At 51.4% G+C, this 17342-nt stretch carries 15 protein-coding genes; 13 read left to right on the top strand and 2 right to left on the bottom strand.

Annotated features, from left to right (window positions below; translation table 11 throughout):
- The first annotated feature begins 9 nt into the window (after positions 1 to 9).
- The 8 genes from IE076_RS19760 (at position 10) to IE076_RS19725 (ending at position 8810) form a co-directional block, all read left to right on the top strand.
- Positions 10 to 804, top strand: a complete 795-nt coding sequence (locus IE076_RS19760) for an ABC transporter ATP-binding protein (protein ID WP_189438522.1) — start codon at positions 10 to 12, stop codon at positions 802 to 804.
- On the top strand, positions 797 to 1522 hold the full coding sequence (locus tag IE076_RS19755; protein WP_189438521.1) for an ABC transporter ATP-binding protein: 726 nt from the start codon (positions 797 to 799) through the stop codon (positions 1520 to 1522). The genes IE076_RS19760 and IE076_RS19755 overlap by 8 nt, the downstream gene beginning before the upstream one ends.
- Positions 1519 to 2547, top strand: coding sequence for a branched-chain amino acid ABC transporter permease (locus IE076_RS19750; protein WP_189438520.1), 1029 nt, complete (start codon positions 1519 to 1521; stop codon positions 2545 to 2547). Before IE076_RS19755 ends, IE076_RS19750 begins: the two co-directional genes overlap by 4 nt.
- A 12-nt stretch (positions 2548 to 2559) precedes the next feature.
- Positions 2560 to 3615, top strand: a complete 1056-nt coding sequence (locus IE076_RS19745) for a branched-chain amino acid ABC transporter permease (RefSeq protein ID WP_189438519.1) — start codon at positions 2560 to 2562, stop codon at positions 3613 to 3615.
- A 337-nt stretch (positions 3616 to 3952) separates the two neighbouring features.
- Positions 3953 to 4165 carry a cold-shock protein gene (locus IE076_RS19740; RefSeq protein WP_057461006.1) on the top strand — a complete coding sequence of 71 codons (213 nt, stop codon included), beginning with the start codon at positions 3953 to 3955 and terminating at the stop codon, positions 4163 to 4165.
- Positions 4166 to 4582: 417 nt separating this feature from the next.
- Positions 4583 to 5212 carry a TetR/AcrR family transcriptional regulator gene (locus IE076_RS19735; RefSeq protein ID WP_209009309.1) on the top strand — a complete coding sequence of 210 codons (630 nt, stop codon included), beginning with the start codon at positions 4583 to 4585 and terminating at the stop codon, positions 5210 to 5212.
- 112 nt (positions 5213 to 5324) lie between these two features.
- Entirely contained in the window at positions 5325 to 6413 is a 1089-nt protein-coding gene (locus IE076_RS19730; protein ID WP_189438517.1) for a TRAP transporter substrate-binding protein, read from the top strand.
- A 351-nt stretch (positions 6414 to 6764) separates the two neighbouring features.
- A complete protein-coding gene (locus IE076_RS19725; protein WP_189438516.1) occupies positions 6765 to 8810 on the top strand; it encodes a methyl-accepting chemotaxis protein in 2046 nt (681 codons plus the stop codon).
- Positions 8811 to 8915: 105 nt separating this feature from the next.
- On the opposite strand, the gene IE076_RS19720 is transcribed toward IE076_RS19725, so the two are convergent.
- Positions 8916 to 9563 (bottom strand): histidine phosphatase family protein, encoded by a 648-nt coding sequence (locus IE076_RS19720; protein ID WP_189438515.1) that lies wholly within the window; start codon positions 9561 to 9563, stop codon positions 8916 to 8918.
- A 322-nt stretch (positions 9564 to 9885) separates the two neighbouring features.
- On the opposite strand from IE076_RS19720, the gene IE076_RS19715 reads away from it, so the two are divergent.
- The 5 genes from IE076_RS19715 to IE076_RS19695 all read left to right on the top strand — a co-directional run bounded on the left by IE076_RS19715 (position 9886) and on the right by IE076_RS19695 (position 15554).
- Entirely contained in the window at positions 9886 to 11064 is a 1179-nt protein-coding gene (locus tag IE076_RS19715) for a BaiN/RdsA family NAD(P)/FAD-dependent oxidoreductase (RefSeq protein ID WP_189438514.1), read from the top strand.
- Between the two features lie 124 nt (positions 11065 to 11188).
- On the top strand, positions 11189 to 11452 hold the full coding sequence (locus IE076_RS19710) for a transposase (RefSeq protein WP_189438513.1): 264 nt from the start codon (positions 11189 to 11191) through the stop codon (positions 11450 to 11452).
- Entirely contained in the window at positions 11416 to 11994 is a 579-nt protein-coding gene (locus IE076_RS19705) for a TnsA endonuclease N-terminal domain-containing protein (RefSeq protein WP_189438629.1), read from the top strand. The genes IE076_RS19710 and IE076_RS19705 overlap by 37 nt, the downstream gene beginning before the upstream one ends.
- 4 nt (positions 11995 to 11998) lie before the next feature.
- Positions 11999 to 14149 carry a TnsB C-terminal domain-containing protein gene (locus IE076_RS19700; RefSeq protein WP_189438512.1) on the top strand — a complete coding sequence of 717 codons (2151 nt, stop codon included), beginning with the start codon at positions 11999 to 12001 and terminating at the stop codon, positions 14147 to 14149.
- Positions 14136 to 15554: an AAA family ATPase gene (locus tag IE076_RS19695; RefSeq protein WP_189438511.1), complete on the top strand. Its 1419-nt coding sequence runs from the start codon at positions 14136 to 14138 to the stop codon at positions 15552 to 15554. Before IE076_RS19700 ends, IE076_RS19695 begins: the two co-directional genes overlap by 14 nt.
- Before the next feature lie 2 nt (positions 15555 to 15556).
- Here the strand turns inward: IE076_RS19695 and IE076_RS19690 are convergent, their stop codons facing one another.
- Complete coding sequence (locus IE076_RS19690; protein WP_189438510.1) at positions 15557 to 17140, bottom strand: TnsD family Tn7-like transposition protein; 1584 nt, start codon at positions 17138 to 17140, stop codon at positions 15557 to 15559.
- Positions 17141 to 17342 lie beyond the last annotated feature (202 nt).

Raw genomic sequence — 17342 nt, 5'->3', positions numbered from 1 at the left:
TCTTTGAGTATGCAACAGACACTTGAAGCGCCAGTTTTGAGCACGCGGGATCTGACCATCCGCTTTGGTGGTCATGTGGCCGTGGATGCTGTGTCCTGCGATTTTCTTCGTGGGACGCTGACAGCCATTGTGGGGCCGAACGGCGCTGGCAAGACAACGTACTTCAACCTGATTTCCGGCCAGCTTTCTGCCAGCTCCGGTCAAGTCTGGTTTAACGGCGAGGACATCACCCGCCTGTCGGTGGCAGAGCGTACCTTGCGGGGGATCGGGCGGGCGTTTCAGCTGACCAATCTGTTTCCCGGTCTATCTGTTCGCGAAAATGCACGGCTGGCGGTTCAGGCGCATCAGCGCATGGGGATGGACCTGTTTTCCATGGCGGACAGTCATGTGGAGTTGATCCAGCGGGCCGAGCATATTTTGGCAGAGGTGCATCTGCTGGATAAGGCGAACCAGATCACCAGCGAGCTGTCTCACGGGGACCAGCGCAAGCTGGAGGTGGCGCTGATGATTGCCATTGGTCCGCAAGTGCTCATGTTTGACGAACCAACAGCGGGCATGAGCGTTGATGAGGTGCCAATCGTGCTGGATCTGATCGCCGAGCTAAAACAGGACAAGGACCGCACAATCTTACTGGTGGAGCACAAGATGGATGTGATCCGCTCGCTGGCAGACCGCATCATTGTTCTGCACAACGGGGAGCTGGTGGCGGATGGGGAGCCTGCGGAGGTGATCGCCTCCCCTGTGGTGCAGCAGGCTTATCTGGGCGTTGCACCCGAAGCAGAACCGGAGGGTGCTCATGTCTGATGCTCTTCTCACGCTTGACGGCGTGCACACGCATATAGGGCCCTATCACATTTTGCAGGGTGTTGATCTGGAGGTTCCACGCGGCGGAGTAACGGTGCTGCTTGGCCGCAATGGTGCTGGCAAGACGACGACACTGCGGACCATCATAGGTCTGTGGCAAGCCTCGCAAGGGGCGATCCTGTTTGATGGGGCGGAAATCCAGAAAGAGGCCACGCCTGCGATTGCCCAGCGTGAGATTGCCTTTGTGCCAGAGGACATGGGCATCTTCACCGATCTGACGGTGCACGAGAACATGCTGCTAGCAGCGCGTAGTGGTGCCATTGATGAGGAACGGCTTGAGTGGCTCTTTGGCCTGTTCCCTCCCCTTCAAACCTTCTGGCAGAGTGCTGCGGGCAACCTTTCAGGCGGGCAGAAGCAGATGTTGGCGGTGGCTCGGGCGATTATTGAACCCCGTAAATTGCTGCTGATCGACGAACCCACCAAGGGGCTGGCGCCTGCCATCATCAACTCCGTGATTGCTGCCCTGAAGGAGCTGAAAGAGATGCAGACGACGATCCTGCTGGTGGAACAGAACTTTTCCATGGCGCGGGCGGTGGGCGATACGGTGGCGGTTATGGATGACGGGCGGATTGTTTATTCCGGCAAGATGGCGGAGCTGGCTGCCGATGCTGACTTGCAGGAGCGATTGATGGGACTTTCACTGGAGGCGCACCAATGAGCGACAGTCTGATTAAACCACGCATCGAGCGCCCTCCTCTATCACAGGTCATAGAGGCGAAGGCGCCGTTGTTTCTGGTGCCGGTGTTGATGCTGATTGGCCTGTTCGCAATCGGGTCTGGTTCCACATGGCTAACGCTGACGGCTGCGGGCTTGGCGATGGGTATGATGATTTTCATCATGGCCTCCGGCCTTACGGTAATCTTTGGGCTGATGGATGTGATCAACTTTGGCCATGGTGCGTTTATCTCGCTTGGAGCCTTTGCAGGCTTCACCATTTTGGGCCTGCTGGGCGGCTGGATCGCGAGCCCCAGCATTGCGATGAATCTGGGTGCAGTGTTGCTGGCGGTTGTCTTTGCCATGCTGGTGACGGGACTTGCGGGTTATGGCTTTGAGCGGTTGATTGTGAAGCCGGTATACGGACAGCACCTAAAGCAGATCCTCGTGACCATGGGCGGGTTGGTTGTGACCCAGCAGCTGATCTATGTGATCTGGGGGCCGGACGAGATTGTGCTGGCGCGGCCCGCTGCGTTTCAGGGTTCGTTTGTTGTGTTGGGTGCGGCCATTGAAAAGTACCGTGTGCTTGCCATTGTGATCGGGCTGGCCTTGTTTGTGGCCATGCGGCTGGTGCTCAACCGGACCCGCATCGGGCTACTGGTGCGAGCCGGTGTTCAAAATGGTGAGATGGTCGAGGCGCTGGGGTATCCGATCCAGAAACTGTTTCTGGCGGTTTTCATGGCAGGTTGCGCATTGGCGGGGCTCGGCGGCGTGATGTGGGGGCTCTATCAGGAAACCATCACCGCGCATATGGGCGCGGAGGTGATGATCTCAGTGTTTATCGTGGTGATCATCGGTGGGCTTGGGTCCATTGAGGGGTGCTTTATCGGGGCTATGCTGGTGGGACTGCTGACGAACTACACCGGCTTTCTGATCCCCAAACTGGCGTTGGTTTCGACGATCCTTCTAATGGGCGCTGTTCTTATGTGGCGGCCTCAGGGGCTTTACCCCGTTGTCAAAGCGCATTGAGGAGTTGGTAGGATGATTGTGAAGCTCCTTTCCGGTGACACCCCGCGCAGTAAAATGTTGAGTGCTGTGTTGCTGCTCATTCTATTTGGTTTGCTGTTTGCACCTTTCCTGTTTCCCGGTACGCGCCCGTTAGATACTGCTGCGCGCATCTGCATCTTCATTGTGCTGGTGGCGAGTTATGATTTGCTGCTGGGGTATACCGGTGTGGTTTCGTTTGCCCATACCATGTTCTTTGGCATTGGAGCTTACGGGACAGCACTGGCTCTGGTGAACATGGGTCCCTCTTATAGTGCGATTGCGCTTGGGACTGTGTGCGGTGCGCTGGTGGCTGGTGCTTTTGCCTTTGTGATTGCGCTGTTTTCTCTGCGTGTGAAGGCGATCTTCTTTGCCATGATGACGCTGGCAGTGGCGAGTGCCTTTCTGGTGTTGATCTCGCAGCTTTCTGGCTTTACCGGCGGCGAGGACGGGCTGACCTATCGCATTCCGCGCGAGATGACACCTGCGTTCAAGCTGGTCAACGAAAAAGTGCTGGGGGTTCGGATCAATGGCAAGCTGATCACCTACTATGCGGTGTTCTTCAGTAGCCTTTGTCTGTTCCTCATTCTGCTGCGCATGGTGAACTCACCATTTGGCCGTGTTCTACAGGCGATCCGGGAAAATGCATTCCGTGCGGAAGCTATTGGCTACAAGGTGGTTCGGTATCGCAGTGTGGCGACCATTTTGTCGGCTGTGATGGCTGCGCTAGCCGGATCGCTGATGGCAATATGGCTGCGCTATACGGGGCCGGCCACGACGCTCTCCATGGATATTATGGTCGACATTTTGTTGATGGTTGTGATTGGCGGAATGGGCAGCATGTACGGCGCTGTGATCGGAGCTGTGTTGTTCTTGCTCACCCAGTCGTACCTGCAAAATCTCTTGGGTTTCCTTCAAGAATCACTGGGTAATCTGCCTATAATTTCCGAGGTGGTTTCACCGGAACGCTGGCTGCTTTGGCTGGGGATTTTGTTTATTTGCAGTATTTATTGGTTCCCTAAGGGCATCACCGGCCGACTGAGGGGAACATAATGCCTCAAATCATCTCTTTTTTTGAAAATGTACCTTGTGGATTTATTAAGGAGCAACTACATCGGTAGGGACGAGCGAGCTAAGAGATTTGCTTATCCCGTAGTATTAGAGGGGCGACATATACCCCGCCTCGCTATATGAACCATTAGGACTGAGTTTTCCAGATAGAAACGGGAGCTCAGATCTTTTGACTGCGGGCTGTTATTAGAGACACGGTTGGCAGTGTTGCGGTGTACGCATCGGAACAATGTCCTTTACGGCCTTTGATTACATTGCTCGTCAAGACTGGCTCGCTCTAACCAGGCGAGTTGACTATTTTGGCTTAAAGGACGTTTCCATGCGACAAGACGGTACCCTCAAATTCTTCAACCACGACAAAGGCTACGGCTTCGTTACTCCAGCTGACGGTTCCAAAGACATCTTTGTTCACATCACGGCTTTCGAACGCTCTGGCATTGCAGTTCCTGCTGAAGGCGCTGCTATTACTTTTGTTGCTGAAGAAGATCGTCGGGGCCGCGGTTTGCAGGCTTCTCAGATTGAGCTTGCTTAATTTGCGAGATTTTGAGGATTGCTTCTGCATAGGCTGAAGCAGTTCTGGCACAACTTATAATTGGCCTGATGAGTGCCGGCATTTGCCGGGCACCGTCAGGCCTTTTATTTTTCCGAAGCGGTGGCTCTCCTGCGCACAAAAACTGCGTTGCCAGAGGCCGATTATGCGCTCCGCTTTGAGGATATGCCTGGTCCACAGGCGGCAGCAAAGTGGTTTGTTCCTATACAGCCATCTCTTCGCGCCTCTTCAAGGATTGCCTATTCCTACAGATGCGCTGTCACCTATGTGACTGGCCCGTAAACTGACCGCAAAAAAACGTTATTTTGGTTTGAGCCATGGACATCGTTGTTTTAACACCATAAATTTCATGGTTACACGGGCTCGTTGGCCTCGCAAAGTTGTAGCCGATAGCCTATAGTGACAGGTGTCGCAGACCTATGGTTTGGACAGAACTCTATTCTCTGCGGCTATCGCAGACGTGGCAAAGGACTCATTGTGAAGGGCACAACCAAAGCCAGCAGAACACAGCATCGCATTCTTGAGGCAGCAATTGATCTTGTGCAGGCACAAGCTGGCGGCCAGTTTTCACTGGACGCAGTGGCCAAGCATGCGGGCGTTTCCAAAGGCGGACTGCTCTACAATTTTCCTAGTAAGCAAGCACTCATTCGCGCCATGGTGCAATACCACGTGGACGAAACCCGTGCCCACATTGCAGAAGAAGAGCGAAAGCTTGCCGATGATCCGTATCGCCATAAATTGATGCGTGCTTTCTTGAAGGGCCACTGCAAAAGAATGCAGGAAGAGGGCAAAACAGGGTCCGGTATGCTTGCTGCAATTGCAGACGACCACAGCCTGCTCGACCCGGTACGTGCCTTCCACAAGGAAGTGTACGAGCGCCTCCAAAAGGAATCTGAAGATCCGGAGCTCGCAACCCTCGTCTATCTGGCGGTAGAGGGCATTCACTGCAACGGCATTTTTCAGGTGCTGGATGAGCAGCTGCTAGATGTAGACGAGCAACTGGACAGGATGTCCGAAATCCTCAAATAAGGTGCATATGGACCTCAGTTCTTCCCAGTTTTGCTGCTGAAATATGTCGCAGACCTGCCCCTCCTCTGCTAGAAGTAATACCTATGTAATTTTCGTAAGCGGAGACGGGCAGATGAAACGCCGTGACTTTCTGAAAACCGCGATGGTAACGGGTACAGCAGGTGGGGCCTCTGTCCTTGCTGCCCCTGCGATCGCAAATGCCACCTTGAACCTGAAGCTGGTTGGAGCCTTCCCAAAAGGCTTCCCGGGCGTGGGTACCTCTGCTGAGCGGCTGGGTAAGCGCATCGAGGCGCTGTCTGATGGCAAGATCTCGATCAAGTATTACGGCGGCGGCGAGCTGGTTCCTCCATTTGAGACATTTTCCGCAGTTTCTTCCGGAACGGCTGATATCGGCCACAACGCGCCTTACTATCAGGTTGGCAAAATCCGTTCGACCATGTACTTTACCGCCCTGCCATTCGGGCTTGATGCAGTAGAGCTTTCTGGCTGGCTGCGTCATGGCGGCGGTCAGGAGTTCTGGGACGAAGCATATGCACCGCATAGTGTGAAGCCGTTTTATGTGGGCAGCTCCGGTGCTCAAGCGGGTGGCTGGTTCAAGAAGCCAATCCAGTCGCTGGATGATCTGGTGGGCCTGAAGATGCGTATCGCAGGCCTTGGCGGGGATATTCTGCGCAAGGTGGGTGCAACCACCGTTGTGACGCCTCCACCAGAGATCTACTCTGCCCTGCAATCCGGTGTGGTTGATGCGGCTGAGTTTGTTGGCCCATGGAACGACCTTGCTCTGGGCCTTTACAAGATTGCACCTTACTACCACATGCCAGCGTTCCACGAGCCAGGTCCGGGTCTGGAAATGATCGTGAACCAGAACACCTATGAGAACCTTAGCCCTTGGCTGAAAGAGGTATTTGCGCAGGCGGCAACCGCTCAGGCTGAAGAGACAACTGCCGAGTTCCGCTACCACAACACCATTGCCCTTTCCACACTAGTGGAGCGCGGTGCGGTTCTTTCCTCCTTCCCACCAGAAGTAATTGACGCAATCGGCGGAGCAGCCCGCGAAGTAATCGCGGACTATCCGAACGGTGATGCGATGTGTGAGAAGATCCATAGTTCCTACATGGCATATGTCAAAGCTTGTTCCCTGTACGGCTCACGCATGGAAGGTCAGCTTTATCAGGACCGTGCGCAGGTGTGGTCTGCATAAGGACAACGCAAAAAACAATGAGCGGGGAATTTGTCTCCCCGCTCTCCTCAACCCTTTGTAAGACGCCGCCAGAACGCACAACCAAAAGACGCGAATTTCCATTAGACCCTGAAAAATATAGTATAATTTGGAAATTAGGCATTGGTGACCAGCAAATTTACTTTATCTAATCACCATACTTAGTAACTTTACTTAGTTACAAATAATTATGCTAATAAAGCAAATCTCACTTTTAAATAAACGCTCTATAAAGAATTACTAACTCAATTAGTGATTGTAACCCAAGACAATCAAAACGGACGGTTTGTGCCGGTTCAAATTTAAAACTCACATTCCCCTTCAGGTAATTCCATGCGCCGTATTCTTCTAAAGTACCGCATCATTGCGATCTTTCTGCTTGCGTTTGTCCCCATGCTTTACTTCGCTGGCTCACAAATAACCGCCACCTACACCAAGAAGGTGGAGGCTTCCTCCATTGGGCAAGTTGCTGAGTTTGTTCCCGTCTTAAGTGCTGTTGTTCATGAGCTGCAGAAAGAGCGTGGTCGTTCTGCAGGATACCTTGGTGCGCAGGGCAAGGCATTTGTTGAAAGCCTTGCTGATCAGCACAAGCTGACCGACAGCAAAATCCGCATCTATAAAAATGCGCTGACCGAGATTGATCTGAAATCCATTGATACCGGACTTGCTGCGCAGGTGGACATGGTGAACAGGCGCCTTGCAAACATCGACCGTATCCGTAGCGATGTGAAAAGTCTGAAGGCGACCGTTGACGAGACTGTGGCTTATTACAGCGGCACCATTAATGAGGCCTTCAAGTTTCTGCCGAGCACCATTGCAGTGAGCCGCGATCCAAGTCTTGTTCGCAAGCTGAGCATGTACGAAGAGATGCTGCTTGGGAAAGAGAACGCTGGCATTGAGCGGGCTATTGGCGCAAACGGCTTTAGTGCGCAAGCATTCAACGCCTCGATCTATCACCAGTTCGTTCGCCTTGGTGCCAGTCAGGATACACATTTTGAGACGGCCCGTTCTTTGATGACCAAGCCTCAGGCAGAGTTTCTGGACAAGATCTTCAGCCGCGCGATCATGGCTCAAGTGGAAGGCGCCCGCGAGTTGGGGTATGCGGCTGCCTTTGGTGGAGACATCTCCTCCATCTCCGGTCCCGAGTGGTTTGATATGGCGACCAAACGCATTGACGCGCTGAAGGAGTTTGAGGACTACCTTGCCGGTGAGCTGGTGATGCATGCAAAGAAGTTGACAGCCGATGCTCAGTGGGCCTTCGTGCTGGCGCTGATCATTGCCGGTGCGGTTACTTTGCTGGGTATAAGCACGGCATACGGCATTATCCGCAGTGTGTCCGTTCCTGTGGCAGCGCTACTTTCCGATGCCCGTAAACTGGCCAATGGCGACACCTCGGTGACTTTCTCTCGCGCTATTGGCGTTGATGAGGTGGGTCAGGTGGCCACTGCGGTGATGTCCTTCCGCGATACGGTTGCTGAACAGAAGCGCCTGCAAAGCCTTTCCGAGCAGGAGCATGAGCAGGAACGCGAGCGCCAGTTGCGTGTAGATCAACTGATCAGCGCCTTTAATGATCAGGTCTCCAGCGTGCTTGATCGCGTCGATGACAACACCGGCAAGATGCAGCAGACTGCTGACTCGCTCACCCACATTGCAACAACCACCTCTGATCGTGCCAGTCATGCTGCAGGTTCTTCTGAACAGGCTTCACACAACGTGCAGACTGTGGCTTCTGCTGCGGAGGAGCTTTCCGCCTCTATCGAAGAAATTGGCCGCCAGATCTCCCAGACTAAGCAGACCGTTGATGATGCAACCGTTGTTGCCACGGCAACCAACGATCATGTGACAGATCTGGATGATGCTGCGCAGAAGATTGGCGAAGTGGTCAACCTTATTCGCGACATTGCCGAGCAAACCAACCTTCTGGCGCTGAACGCAACCATTGAAGCGGCCCGTGCCGGTGAGATGGGCAAGGGCTTTGCAGTCGTGGCTTCTGAAGTGAAGGAGCTGGCTACCCAGACCTCCAAGGCGACGGAGGAGATTTCCTCGCAGATCTCAGGTATTCAGGGTTCCACCAAGGAAGCTGTGACAGCCATTGAGCAGATTGCCGACACCATGCAGCAGGTGAATGAGTACACCAGCTCCATTGCCACTGCGATTGCCCAGCAGAACGCTGCGACCTCTTCCATCAGCCAGAATATTCAGCAGGCTGCTCAGGGCACGCAGGATGTGGCGGACAGTATGACCGTTGTGACCAGCTCTGTGGAAGAGACCAACAGTTCTGCCAATAACGTGCTTGAGGCTTCTTCCTTGGTGTCCAAACAGGCCACAGAGCTGCGCCAGACCATCTCCAGCTTCCTGAAGGATGTTGTGGCTGCTTAGATCTTAAGCCGTGCGGACATGATATGCGGAGGGCGGAGGCCCTCCGTTTTCCCGGTACCAACGACGAACCTGCTCAGATACTTCGCTGTGAGATTGATCGCTAGGCTATTGAGCGGCTAGCACTGCATCAATGATCGCATCATTCCACCCATTTGCTGGAATAACGCCCTGCAGTTGAGGTCGATCATTTACCAATGAGAACACAGCAGCGTCGCCTTCCGCAAGGTGCCCACCAAATACGGGTGCGTACGTTCCCAAGTGTGTGACCAGTACTGCATTTTCTGCGTTCTTCGTATTCGAGCGGATCAGTTCTTTTAAGTCAGCACTAAGTTGCTCTGAATCTTGGCCATACCGATAAAGTGCGTTGTGTGCTTCGACACTTCCAAACATGAGTCTGGCTGTTTCCAATGTGCGACAGGTGGGACTTGCGTAAACCTGCCCAATCGGAATCTGCAGGAAACTAAGTGCACGATAATTTTCTACTGCATTTGCATGCCCGGCAATCGAAAGATTACGCTGTGTTGCACAGTTATTCAGGTCCACCTCTTTGGTGTCAGGAATAAATGCATTCGTGCGTTCATGGCGCACGATAAGCACATGCCCGCCTGTCTTTAATTGCTCGATCAACTCTTTTGTTGCTGGTTTAAGATGTTGTGGAGGCGGAGCCTTTCCTTCGTCTGCGGCTAGTGGGGAAAACGCCGCGATTGAAAGGAAAAATGACAGTGATAAACGAGTTAAGAGGGATGGTTTCATAACCAGAGGGGCCTTTTGCAGGAGGTGATGGTCGTTTTTTATCTTTAGACAGCGGATCACATCTTGCACCGGTACCGAGCTGGTTTGGGTCGAAACGGTAATTCACTGCCGTTACCTTATAAAGATACATTTTATATATATCTTTTATTCGATCAATATATCACCACTCGCAATCCACAGGTACTCCATTAGGAAACATCGTCCTTTAGGGCGTTGCATCATGCTCAGAATTCAGAGTTTCCCGGTTTTGTTCAATGACAGTTACTCTCGGTGTTCATTGCAGATGAGTTGACCTTAGCTTGAAAGCTCATATAAGAGCGCCATGCAAAACATTGATGTTCTTATAATAGGTGCAGGTGCTGCCGGCCTAATGTGTGCCATTGAGGCTGGAAAACGCGGACGCTCTGTGCTGGTGATTGACCATGCCAAACGGGCGGCAGACAAAATCCGCATCTCCGGTGGTGGGCGCTGCAACTTCACCAATCTGCACGCCTCCCCTGCAAATTACCTTTCCCAGAACCCACGTTTTGCAGTTTCTGCCCTGAAGCGCTTTACCCAGCATGACTTTATCGCACTGGTCGACAAGCACGGCATCAGCTGGCACGAAAAGACACTGGGCCAGCTGTTTTGCGATGACAGCGCACAGCAGATCATCGACATGCTGCTTGGGCTTTGCCAGCAAGCTGGCGTGCGCATTGAGCTGCAAACCAGCATTACTTCACTGACCAAGCCGGATGACCGCTTCACCATCGGCACATCGCGCGATACCATACGTGCTCAGTCCGTCGTCGTGGCGTGTGGCGGACCGTCCATTCCGAAGATGGGGGCGTCAGGGTTTGGCTATGAGGTTGCCAAGCGGTTTGATCTACCGATCGTGTCACCTCGCGCCGCACTGGTGCCGTTTGTCTTTGATGATGCCATGCGCGAGCGGACCAAACATCTGGCGGGTGTCTCAGTAGATGCTGTGGTGTCTTTCAAGAAGACCAGCTTCCGCGAAGGCTTGCTTTTCACCCACCGCGGCCTTTCCGGGCCATCCATCCTGCAGATCTCTTCCTATTGGGAAGAAGGCAAAGATATTCGCGTCAACCTATTGCCCGACACGGATGCGTTTGACGCCCTGAAGTCCGCCAAGCAGAACCAGCCCAAGCAGGACATCAAGACCACCCTTGCAGGATTACTGCCCAAAAAGCTGGCCGCTCATATTGCCGAGGAGCACAAGTTGGGCGGACGGTTAGCGGATACCTCCGACAAGGTGCTGCGCAAGGCGGCGCTTGCGATAAATGACTGGACCATCAAGCCGGTTGGAACAGAAGGCTACCGTACCGCTGAAGTCACCTTAGGCGGCGTGAACACGAAGGCCATTTCCTCCAAAACCATGGAAGCAAGCAAGGTTCCCGGCCTCTTCTTCATCGGCGAAGTCGTCGATGTTACCGGGCATCTGGGAGGATTCAACTTCCAATGGGCGTGGGCGTCCGGTCATGCGGCGGGGCAGTTTGTATGAGAGTTTGTGTAGGTATAATAATTTCTGCACATAGCTAATAATTTTTGCACACAAGCGCCTAACGGAATAATAATTCCTGCACACTAAAATCTTTCCACCCTTTAGCCGAACAAAGAGAAACAACATGGCAAGAGGACGAAAGCTGAATGAAATCAAAGATTTTCAGCGTTCACTTCGCAACAAATATGGTCTCGGAGAAGGAGCTTCTTACAAGCCCTGGATACGAGTGCAGGACATTCCCTCTCATGGAACATGTTCCAAGATTTGGGGAATGAAAACACAACGCGAACATCATTTGCTTTCAAACAATGAAAGTGCGTTTTCTATCTCTGCGAGCACAATGAGCGCGTTATTGATATTCGTGAGCAATTTCCGCTTCTTCCCCTAGACCAGACACTTCGGATTGCAAGTTGTCTTGATCTCAAACATCCACTGGTTGTCTCGACTAAGCACCCGAACGTTATGACAACTGATTTTTTACTAACTTGCCAAAGGGATGGCCAACTCAGCTATGAAGCGGTTTGCGTCAAACCGGCCGAAGAACTTACTAATCAACGAACAGCAGAAAAAATCGATATCGAGCGCGTCTTCTGGGAGTTACTCGGCGTTCGGTTTCGCATTTTTGTGCTGACCAAACGACTTAAAATGCAAGCCGCAAACATCAAATGGGCAACGTGGCCGCTGCGGCACGGACACTATGACAATGAATTTCTAGATAGAGCTGTACAGCTCGTGGAATTAGGCCCGCAGCTGCGTACTAACCTGTGCTCAAGGTTTGTCGACCACCTTGATGTTCAACTGGACGATGCAATCAACGTAATGCGTGCGCTAATTGGTTCAAAGAGGGTCCATCTGGATAGTAGACAAGATTGGCAGGAAGCCGATGCGTTCGAAATACTAGCAACACAAACACTGGGCGTTGGGACCTAGCAGATTGCAGATTGAGACCAACAGTACTTGGAAGATTTACGATCTGGACGGTATCGAAGCCGGACACTATCGGGTCTTGGCAATCCAACCAGAAACCGATTTAGTCGTTCTTTTCAAATTGGAGCACGAGAGCAGCACCAAACTTCACCGCCCGATCGGTGCCTTGCTCAGCGACTTTACAGCCGCTGTCGATAGTAACGCAATTCAGGCTGAAGCCTTTGAAACACCTCCGTATCTACTTGTCGATGAAGAAAGCCTTCCGCAACACCGTCGGCAAATGCGCGACGAACGTCTGCTCCACATTCAGCCCCTGATAAAGAACAGAAGTTTCTTGCAAGACTTCGCTTTGTCGCTACGCTCGACACACGTTAGTGACAGAGCCAAGGAGATCGGGATCGACGTTCGAACCCTCTATCGCCTCTTAAACACTTATTGGCGCTATGGGCAGACCGCTAACGCCCTGCTTCCTAGATTTGCGAAACAAGGAGCACCAGGCAAACAAAGACAATCAGGAGAGAAAAAGCGCGGCAAACCTGTTACCTCCCGCACCGGTCTGATCAATATGAATCCGGGGATCAACATCACACCTCACGATAAGAAACTAATTTTGAAAGGGGCAAAAAAGTTCCTACTTATTGGTGAGCATCGCTCCTACAAGAGCGCATGGGAGAAAACGATTGCCCACTACTACTCCAAGGAAGTCTTGGCGGCAGAACAAGAAGAGCGCTTTCCTAATGTTCCCAATTACCGGCAATTTTGTTATTGGGTCAAAGTCCTAATCGACGAAGATAAACTCATTCGTGGACGAACAAATACTGGCGACTACCTTCGCAATAAACGTGGGCTCCACGGGGCAGCAACTGATCACGCGAAGGTGCCGGGTAGCTGTTTCGAGATCGACGCGACGGTCGCTGATGTACATCTCGTCGCCCACTTTGACCGTAGTAAGGTTTTGGGTCGTCCCACTATTTATTCAGTTGTCGATGTCGCAAGCCGAATGATTGTTGGCATCCACGTTTCCTTAGAACACGCCTCCTGGCGAGCCGCAAAACAAGCATTGTTGAACGCATTTTCGCCGAAGCCTCCTTATTGTTTGCGGTATGGTATCACAATTACAGAGGAAGCTTGGCCCTGCCATCATCTGCCTGAGAGCCTTTTGTGCGATCGGGGTGAGCTAGCGGGACTAGTACCAGAACAACTTCTGGTACCTGTGACCCAGTTAAGCATTACTCCGCCTTATCGACCAGACATGAAAGCGATTGTTGAGCGCTGCTTTGGGAAGTTTAACTCCGAGTTGCTGCACGAGCTCCCCGGATCCACCAAAGGCCGTGCACGTACGCGGGGGGAACCAGACGCTCGCCTTCAGTCCCAGCTAACCATTCACGAGTTTACCGCACTCCTAATAGATGAAGTTCTGCAGCAAAATCAAAGTGTTTGCGAGGCACTTGCTTCCCAAAGCCCGTTGCTCATCCAGAATGGTTTAGCACCGACCCCACTTAACTACTGGAACATCCACCGACAGACCAACCGCACGGCTTTTATGGTCACCGATCCTGACAGGCTGACTGCTGAGCTCTTGCACCCAGTAGAAGTATCCATGACCGGGCGAGGAATTCGGCTTCATGACAGTATATACTATACCTACGACCATCCCGATTTTGATGCTTTGAAAGCAAAAGCCCGTACGCAAGGACGGATTAAACTTGAAGGCCGCCAAGATCCTGAAAATGCTTCTCTTTTGTATGTCAGGTTGCAGCCCAATGGGCCATTTCTTTTATGCACCCTGTCGTCCAAATCAGCAATCTTTGCAAATATGCACAGTGCGGACATCTCATTCTTTTTGGACTATCAAAAAGCCAACAAACGCTTTGGGACGGTCTCATCGAAAAAAATTGAGAGCCTAAGGCTGCGCAAACAAACACAAACCAAGGCTCAAGCTGCAACAAAAGAAGCGTCAGTTGGGACACGCAAGGCAGACAAAACGAAAGGGATGCGGGAGACCCGGCAACAAGCACTAGAGTTTGAACGTAGAAAGCCAAATCAGCCAGAAGCGACCCGAGCTCCGAACGAAAGCATGCATGCTTCCGACCCACACAACCTGAAAAGTACAATTTCATTGCTTAAAAGAAAGAAAAACCGCAATGGCTCCTGTTAAGGCTCAGTATATAGAAACAGCTTTCCCAGACTATCAAGGTAACCCGCTTATTGAAGCCTTGCCACGCCGCTGCTCTGACGAGCAATTAATTGAAATCCTTGAAAATTACCCAACTCCAACCACCGCAGAGCGCATGTTGGATCCCTTTGACAGACTTGACTACCTTTCCCGCTTAGATCATTTCATTCAACCTCTCCCTGAGTACCTTCACCTTTACCGTGCCGTTGATAGGACCATTCGCAAAGGCTACTCTGCAAAAAACCCTCTCTCGCCGACCACACAGAACTATCTTCATTACCCCCTCGATACACCTACCAAGATTGAACCTATCACCGGCTACTTTAGGCCCAAAGGCTGTGTAATTACCGTTATTGGTGAAAGTGGCGCGGGCAAAACAACGATGCTGGAACAGGTTCTGGCACCGTTTCCGCAGATTATCGATCATTCGGACTATTACACAGAGCCGCTCCACTTAAGACAGGTTGTTTGGGCGAAGGTCGATTGCCCACATGACTCAAGTGTGAGGCAACTATGTAATAATATCCTGCGCCAACTGGATGAATTGCAAGGCTTCAGCGAAACCAAACTGGGGCATACAATACCCGATCTGCTGTTACAAATTGAGGCTAGGGTTAAATCCAGTTTCCTTGGCCTGTTGGTGATCGATGAAATGCAGCACCTGACAGCGCGAAAAACGAAAGGGAGCGACAGCCTTCTTAAGTTCCTACATAATCTGGTGAACAACTTGGGGATCCCATTGTTGTTTTGCGGTAACCCTCCTTTCGATGAGCTGTTGAGCAAGGATTTTAAAACAGCTCGCCGGGCTGAATCTGAGTTTTATCTTCGAATGGAACTGCTGCAGAATGATGAGCTATGGGAGATCTTTTTTGAAGAACTTTGGAAGTTACAATGGACAGCCCAGGTAACACCGAGTTCAAAAGCGATAAGTGATCACCTACATCATCTATCTGCCGGGAATGTCGATATGGCGGTTCGTATTTTTAGAGAGGCGCAACGCATAGTAATTGGTTCTGGAGCGGAACACTTGAACGAGCAAGTATTGGATCAGGCTACCGCGGTGGCCTCCCAAGCAACAGCCAGAACGCTAAACGAAATGCGCCACTCGCACACTGCGATCTTAAAACGACCACGCAAAGAAGCAGCTGTTTCTCAAGGCACCATCTCCCCCCCTCCAGCTTTTCATAAAATTCCGGGAGACTTAACGCGCGCTCAGCATCCTGAGTTTGCGGAGCAGTTGCAGTTTCTTAAAGACGAAATTGACCTTACGCGCCTGGTTGAAGATCCTAATGCAATCCAACAGGCAGCTGAACAGGCAGACCCTATTAATGAGTTAAAAAACAAAGACATCCTTTGCGATGACCCATTACTGCAGCTCGGGACGTAGGCTCACGATTGCCCTTTACACGACCCAATATGAGCCCGGAAAACGTTCATGGTCCGTGGCAAACGCGCCCGATACTTGGTCAGCCACCCATGACCGCCCAGCAACCGATCAAGACGTGACCTTGAAATCCTTCCCTCGCATCCGCTTAAAACATCACCAACTTTCATGGCTAACTCTTTGTCCCGCAACTCCCAGTCAACACGGGGTTTGGCCTGCGCTTTTGTTGGCGTAGGCAAAGCCTCCTCCAACCAGTAACGCTCATTCAAGTAAAGCCAGAAGAATGCTGCACTACATGCTTTCTTGATATGTTTACGTAGCGCTCCAGGATTCCTCTGACGATAGCGTAAAATTTGCGCTTTATAACGACGTCGATAACTCTGATATTTGCATCGCTTGCGGTGGCCAACCAACCCTTCCGCCTGCGAGATCGCCATCTCAACGGTTCCTACGGAAATACCCAAACGCTCTGCTATTATTTGACGATGAAAACCTTTTCTGGCCAACTGAAGAAGGATTACGCTTCGGTCAGAAGTCAACTTCGTCGGCTGTTTTTTTGTTTCGATGCAATTAAGAGCAGCCAGCCTCTTGAGATAACAACGGCTCCTCCCAGTTCTCAGCATAATCTCTGTTAACGAAAAGCCTTCCGCAAGCAATGCCAAACATTCAGCGTCTTTCTCTTTCCCTAAACAAGGCCGGCTTTCCCTTATTTTTGGTCTCTTGAGTGGGAGGGGAGCTTTTCTCGTTCTTGAAATCCAGTAGCTAAACAACAAGTGTATCGCTGGGTGTTTGACATTGTTTTTGTCAAGTAATCCCGATACGTACCTAAAGTCTTTTCTACTGGTCGGCTTAAATTGGATATCAACTGCAGTCAGAGTCGATAGCAGATCGTAAAGCTCAGCGCTTAGCAATTGCCTGCGAACCCGGCCCGATGTTGTCAGGTATCCAAAACGCTTAAGCATTCGGCGATATGCAGCTGTGTTGCTTTTTCTTCCTGAACTGAAGTTAATAAGCTTGCTGCAAGCAAACTCTGCAAACTGGGCGTTCTCAAGCGTTGTAGTAGCACTAATGCAATTGGTAGGCGGCAGCAATCCACGTAACAATCGTGAACGACCATGGAGTTTGGTTTCAAGCAGTTCCTTATGGTGAGTTGAGCACACATTTACACCAAAAACTTGATGGGCGCGGTGCCAATATGAGACGCCAAATCTTTTGATATCCTCTTTCGTGCATTCAGGACAGAATTTAAGCACCAGCTTTGGATGGTACTTAAAGCAAGGTAGCTGGCAACTCCTTCCAGGCGTTCCCGCTCTCTCCCCCAACATTGCATCTTGGATTACCTCGGCCCGATCGGCAAGGCAGGCTAAAAAGAGAGGAGCCATTGTTTGCTCCCACAGCAATTGTCTTGAACTTTCAGAGGTAAATCGGCTGAAACGCTCAATCCCGTTTGGAAGCAATGGGTGAATTGAAGCACGCTTTGAGCCAGCCACCTCCTCGAGAAAATCTGATCGTACTAGCCCACTAATCTCGAAGCACCGAACTACCCGACTGAAGAGGAGTTCATCAGGCAATACTTTTGGTAGTTGCACCTTGTCTACTCTAGTAGTTTCTGCAATGCAGCTAGAAGAATAGCGAGCTTTTCTTTAAATTCTTGTTGCCCTCAATGCATCCAACGATCGATGATACAAACTTACTTTTGCATGTACCCTCAATCAAGATGGGATTTTGCTTTGAATTTACTAAAACTTACACTTCTGGTTGGTTGCATCCCCGGTGTCTTCAGAGGATAAG

It is taken from the genome of Pseudovibrio japonicus (assembly GCF_014651595.1).
GTDB lineage: Bacteria > Pseudomonadota > Alphaproteobacteria > Rhizobiales > Stappiaceae > Pseudovibrio > Pseudovibrio japonicus.
This window is presented reverse-complemented; position numbering and strand designations above follow the sequence as displayed.

Bases quoted from the DNA above. Each gene is read 5' to 3' on its own strand.
- IE076_RS19760 (WP_189438522.1), top strand. From the start codon at position 10: ATGCAACAGACACTTGAAGCGCCAGTTTTGAGCACGCGGGATCTGACC.
- IE076_RS19755 (WP_189438521.1), top strand. From the start codon at position 797: ATGTCTGATGCTCTTCTCACGCTTGACGGCGTGCACACGCATATAGGG.
- IE076_RS19750 (WP_189438520.1), top strand. From the start codon at position 1,519: ATGAGCGACAGTCTGATTAAACCACGCATCGAGCGCCCTCCTCTATCA.
- IE076_RS19745 (WP_189438519.1), top strand. From the start codon at position 2,560: ATGATTGTGAAGCTCCTTTCCGGTGACACCCCGCGCAGTAAAATGTTG.
- IE076_RS19740 (WP_057461006.1), top strand. From the start codon at position 3,953: ATGCGACAAGACGGTACCCTCAAATTCTTCAACCACGACAAAGGCTAC.
- IE076_RS19730 (WP_189438517.1), top strand. From the start codon at position 5,325: ATGAAACGCCGTGACTTTCTGAAAACCGCGATGGTAACGGGTACAGCA.
- IE076_RS19725 (WP_189438516.1), top strand. From the start codon at position 6,765: ATGCGCCGTATTCTTCTAAAGTACCGCATCATTGCGATCTTTCTGCTT.
- IE076_RS19720 (WP_189438515.1), bottom strand. From the start codon at position 9,563: ATGAAACCATCCCTCTTAACTCGTTTATCACTGTCATTTTTCCTTTCA.
- IE076_RS19715 (WP_189438514.1), top strand. From the start codon at position 9,886: ATGCAAAACATTGATGTTCTTATAATAGGTGCAGGTGCTGCCGGCCTA.
- IE076_RS19710 (WP_189438513.1), top strand. From the start codon at position 11,189: ATGGCAAGAGGACGAAAGCTGAATGAAATCAAAGATTTTCAGCGTTCA.
- IE076_RS19695 (WP_189438511.1), top strand. From the start codon at position 14,136: ATGGCTCCTGTTAAGGCTCAGTATATAGAAACAGCTTTCCCAGACTAT.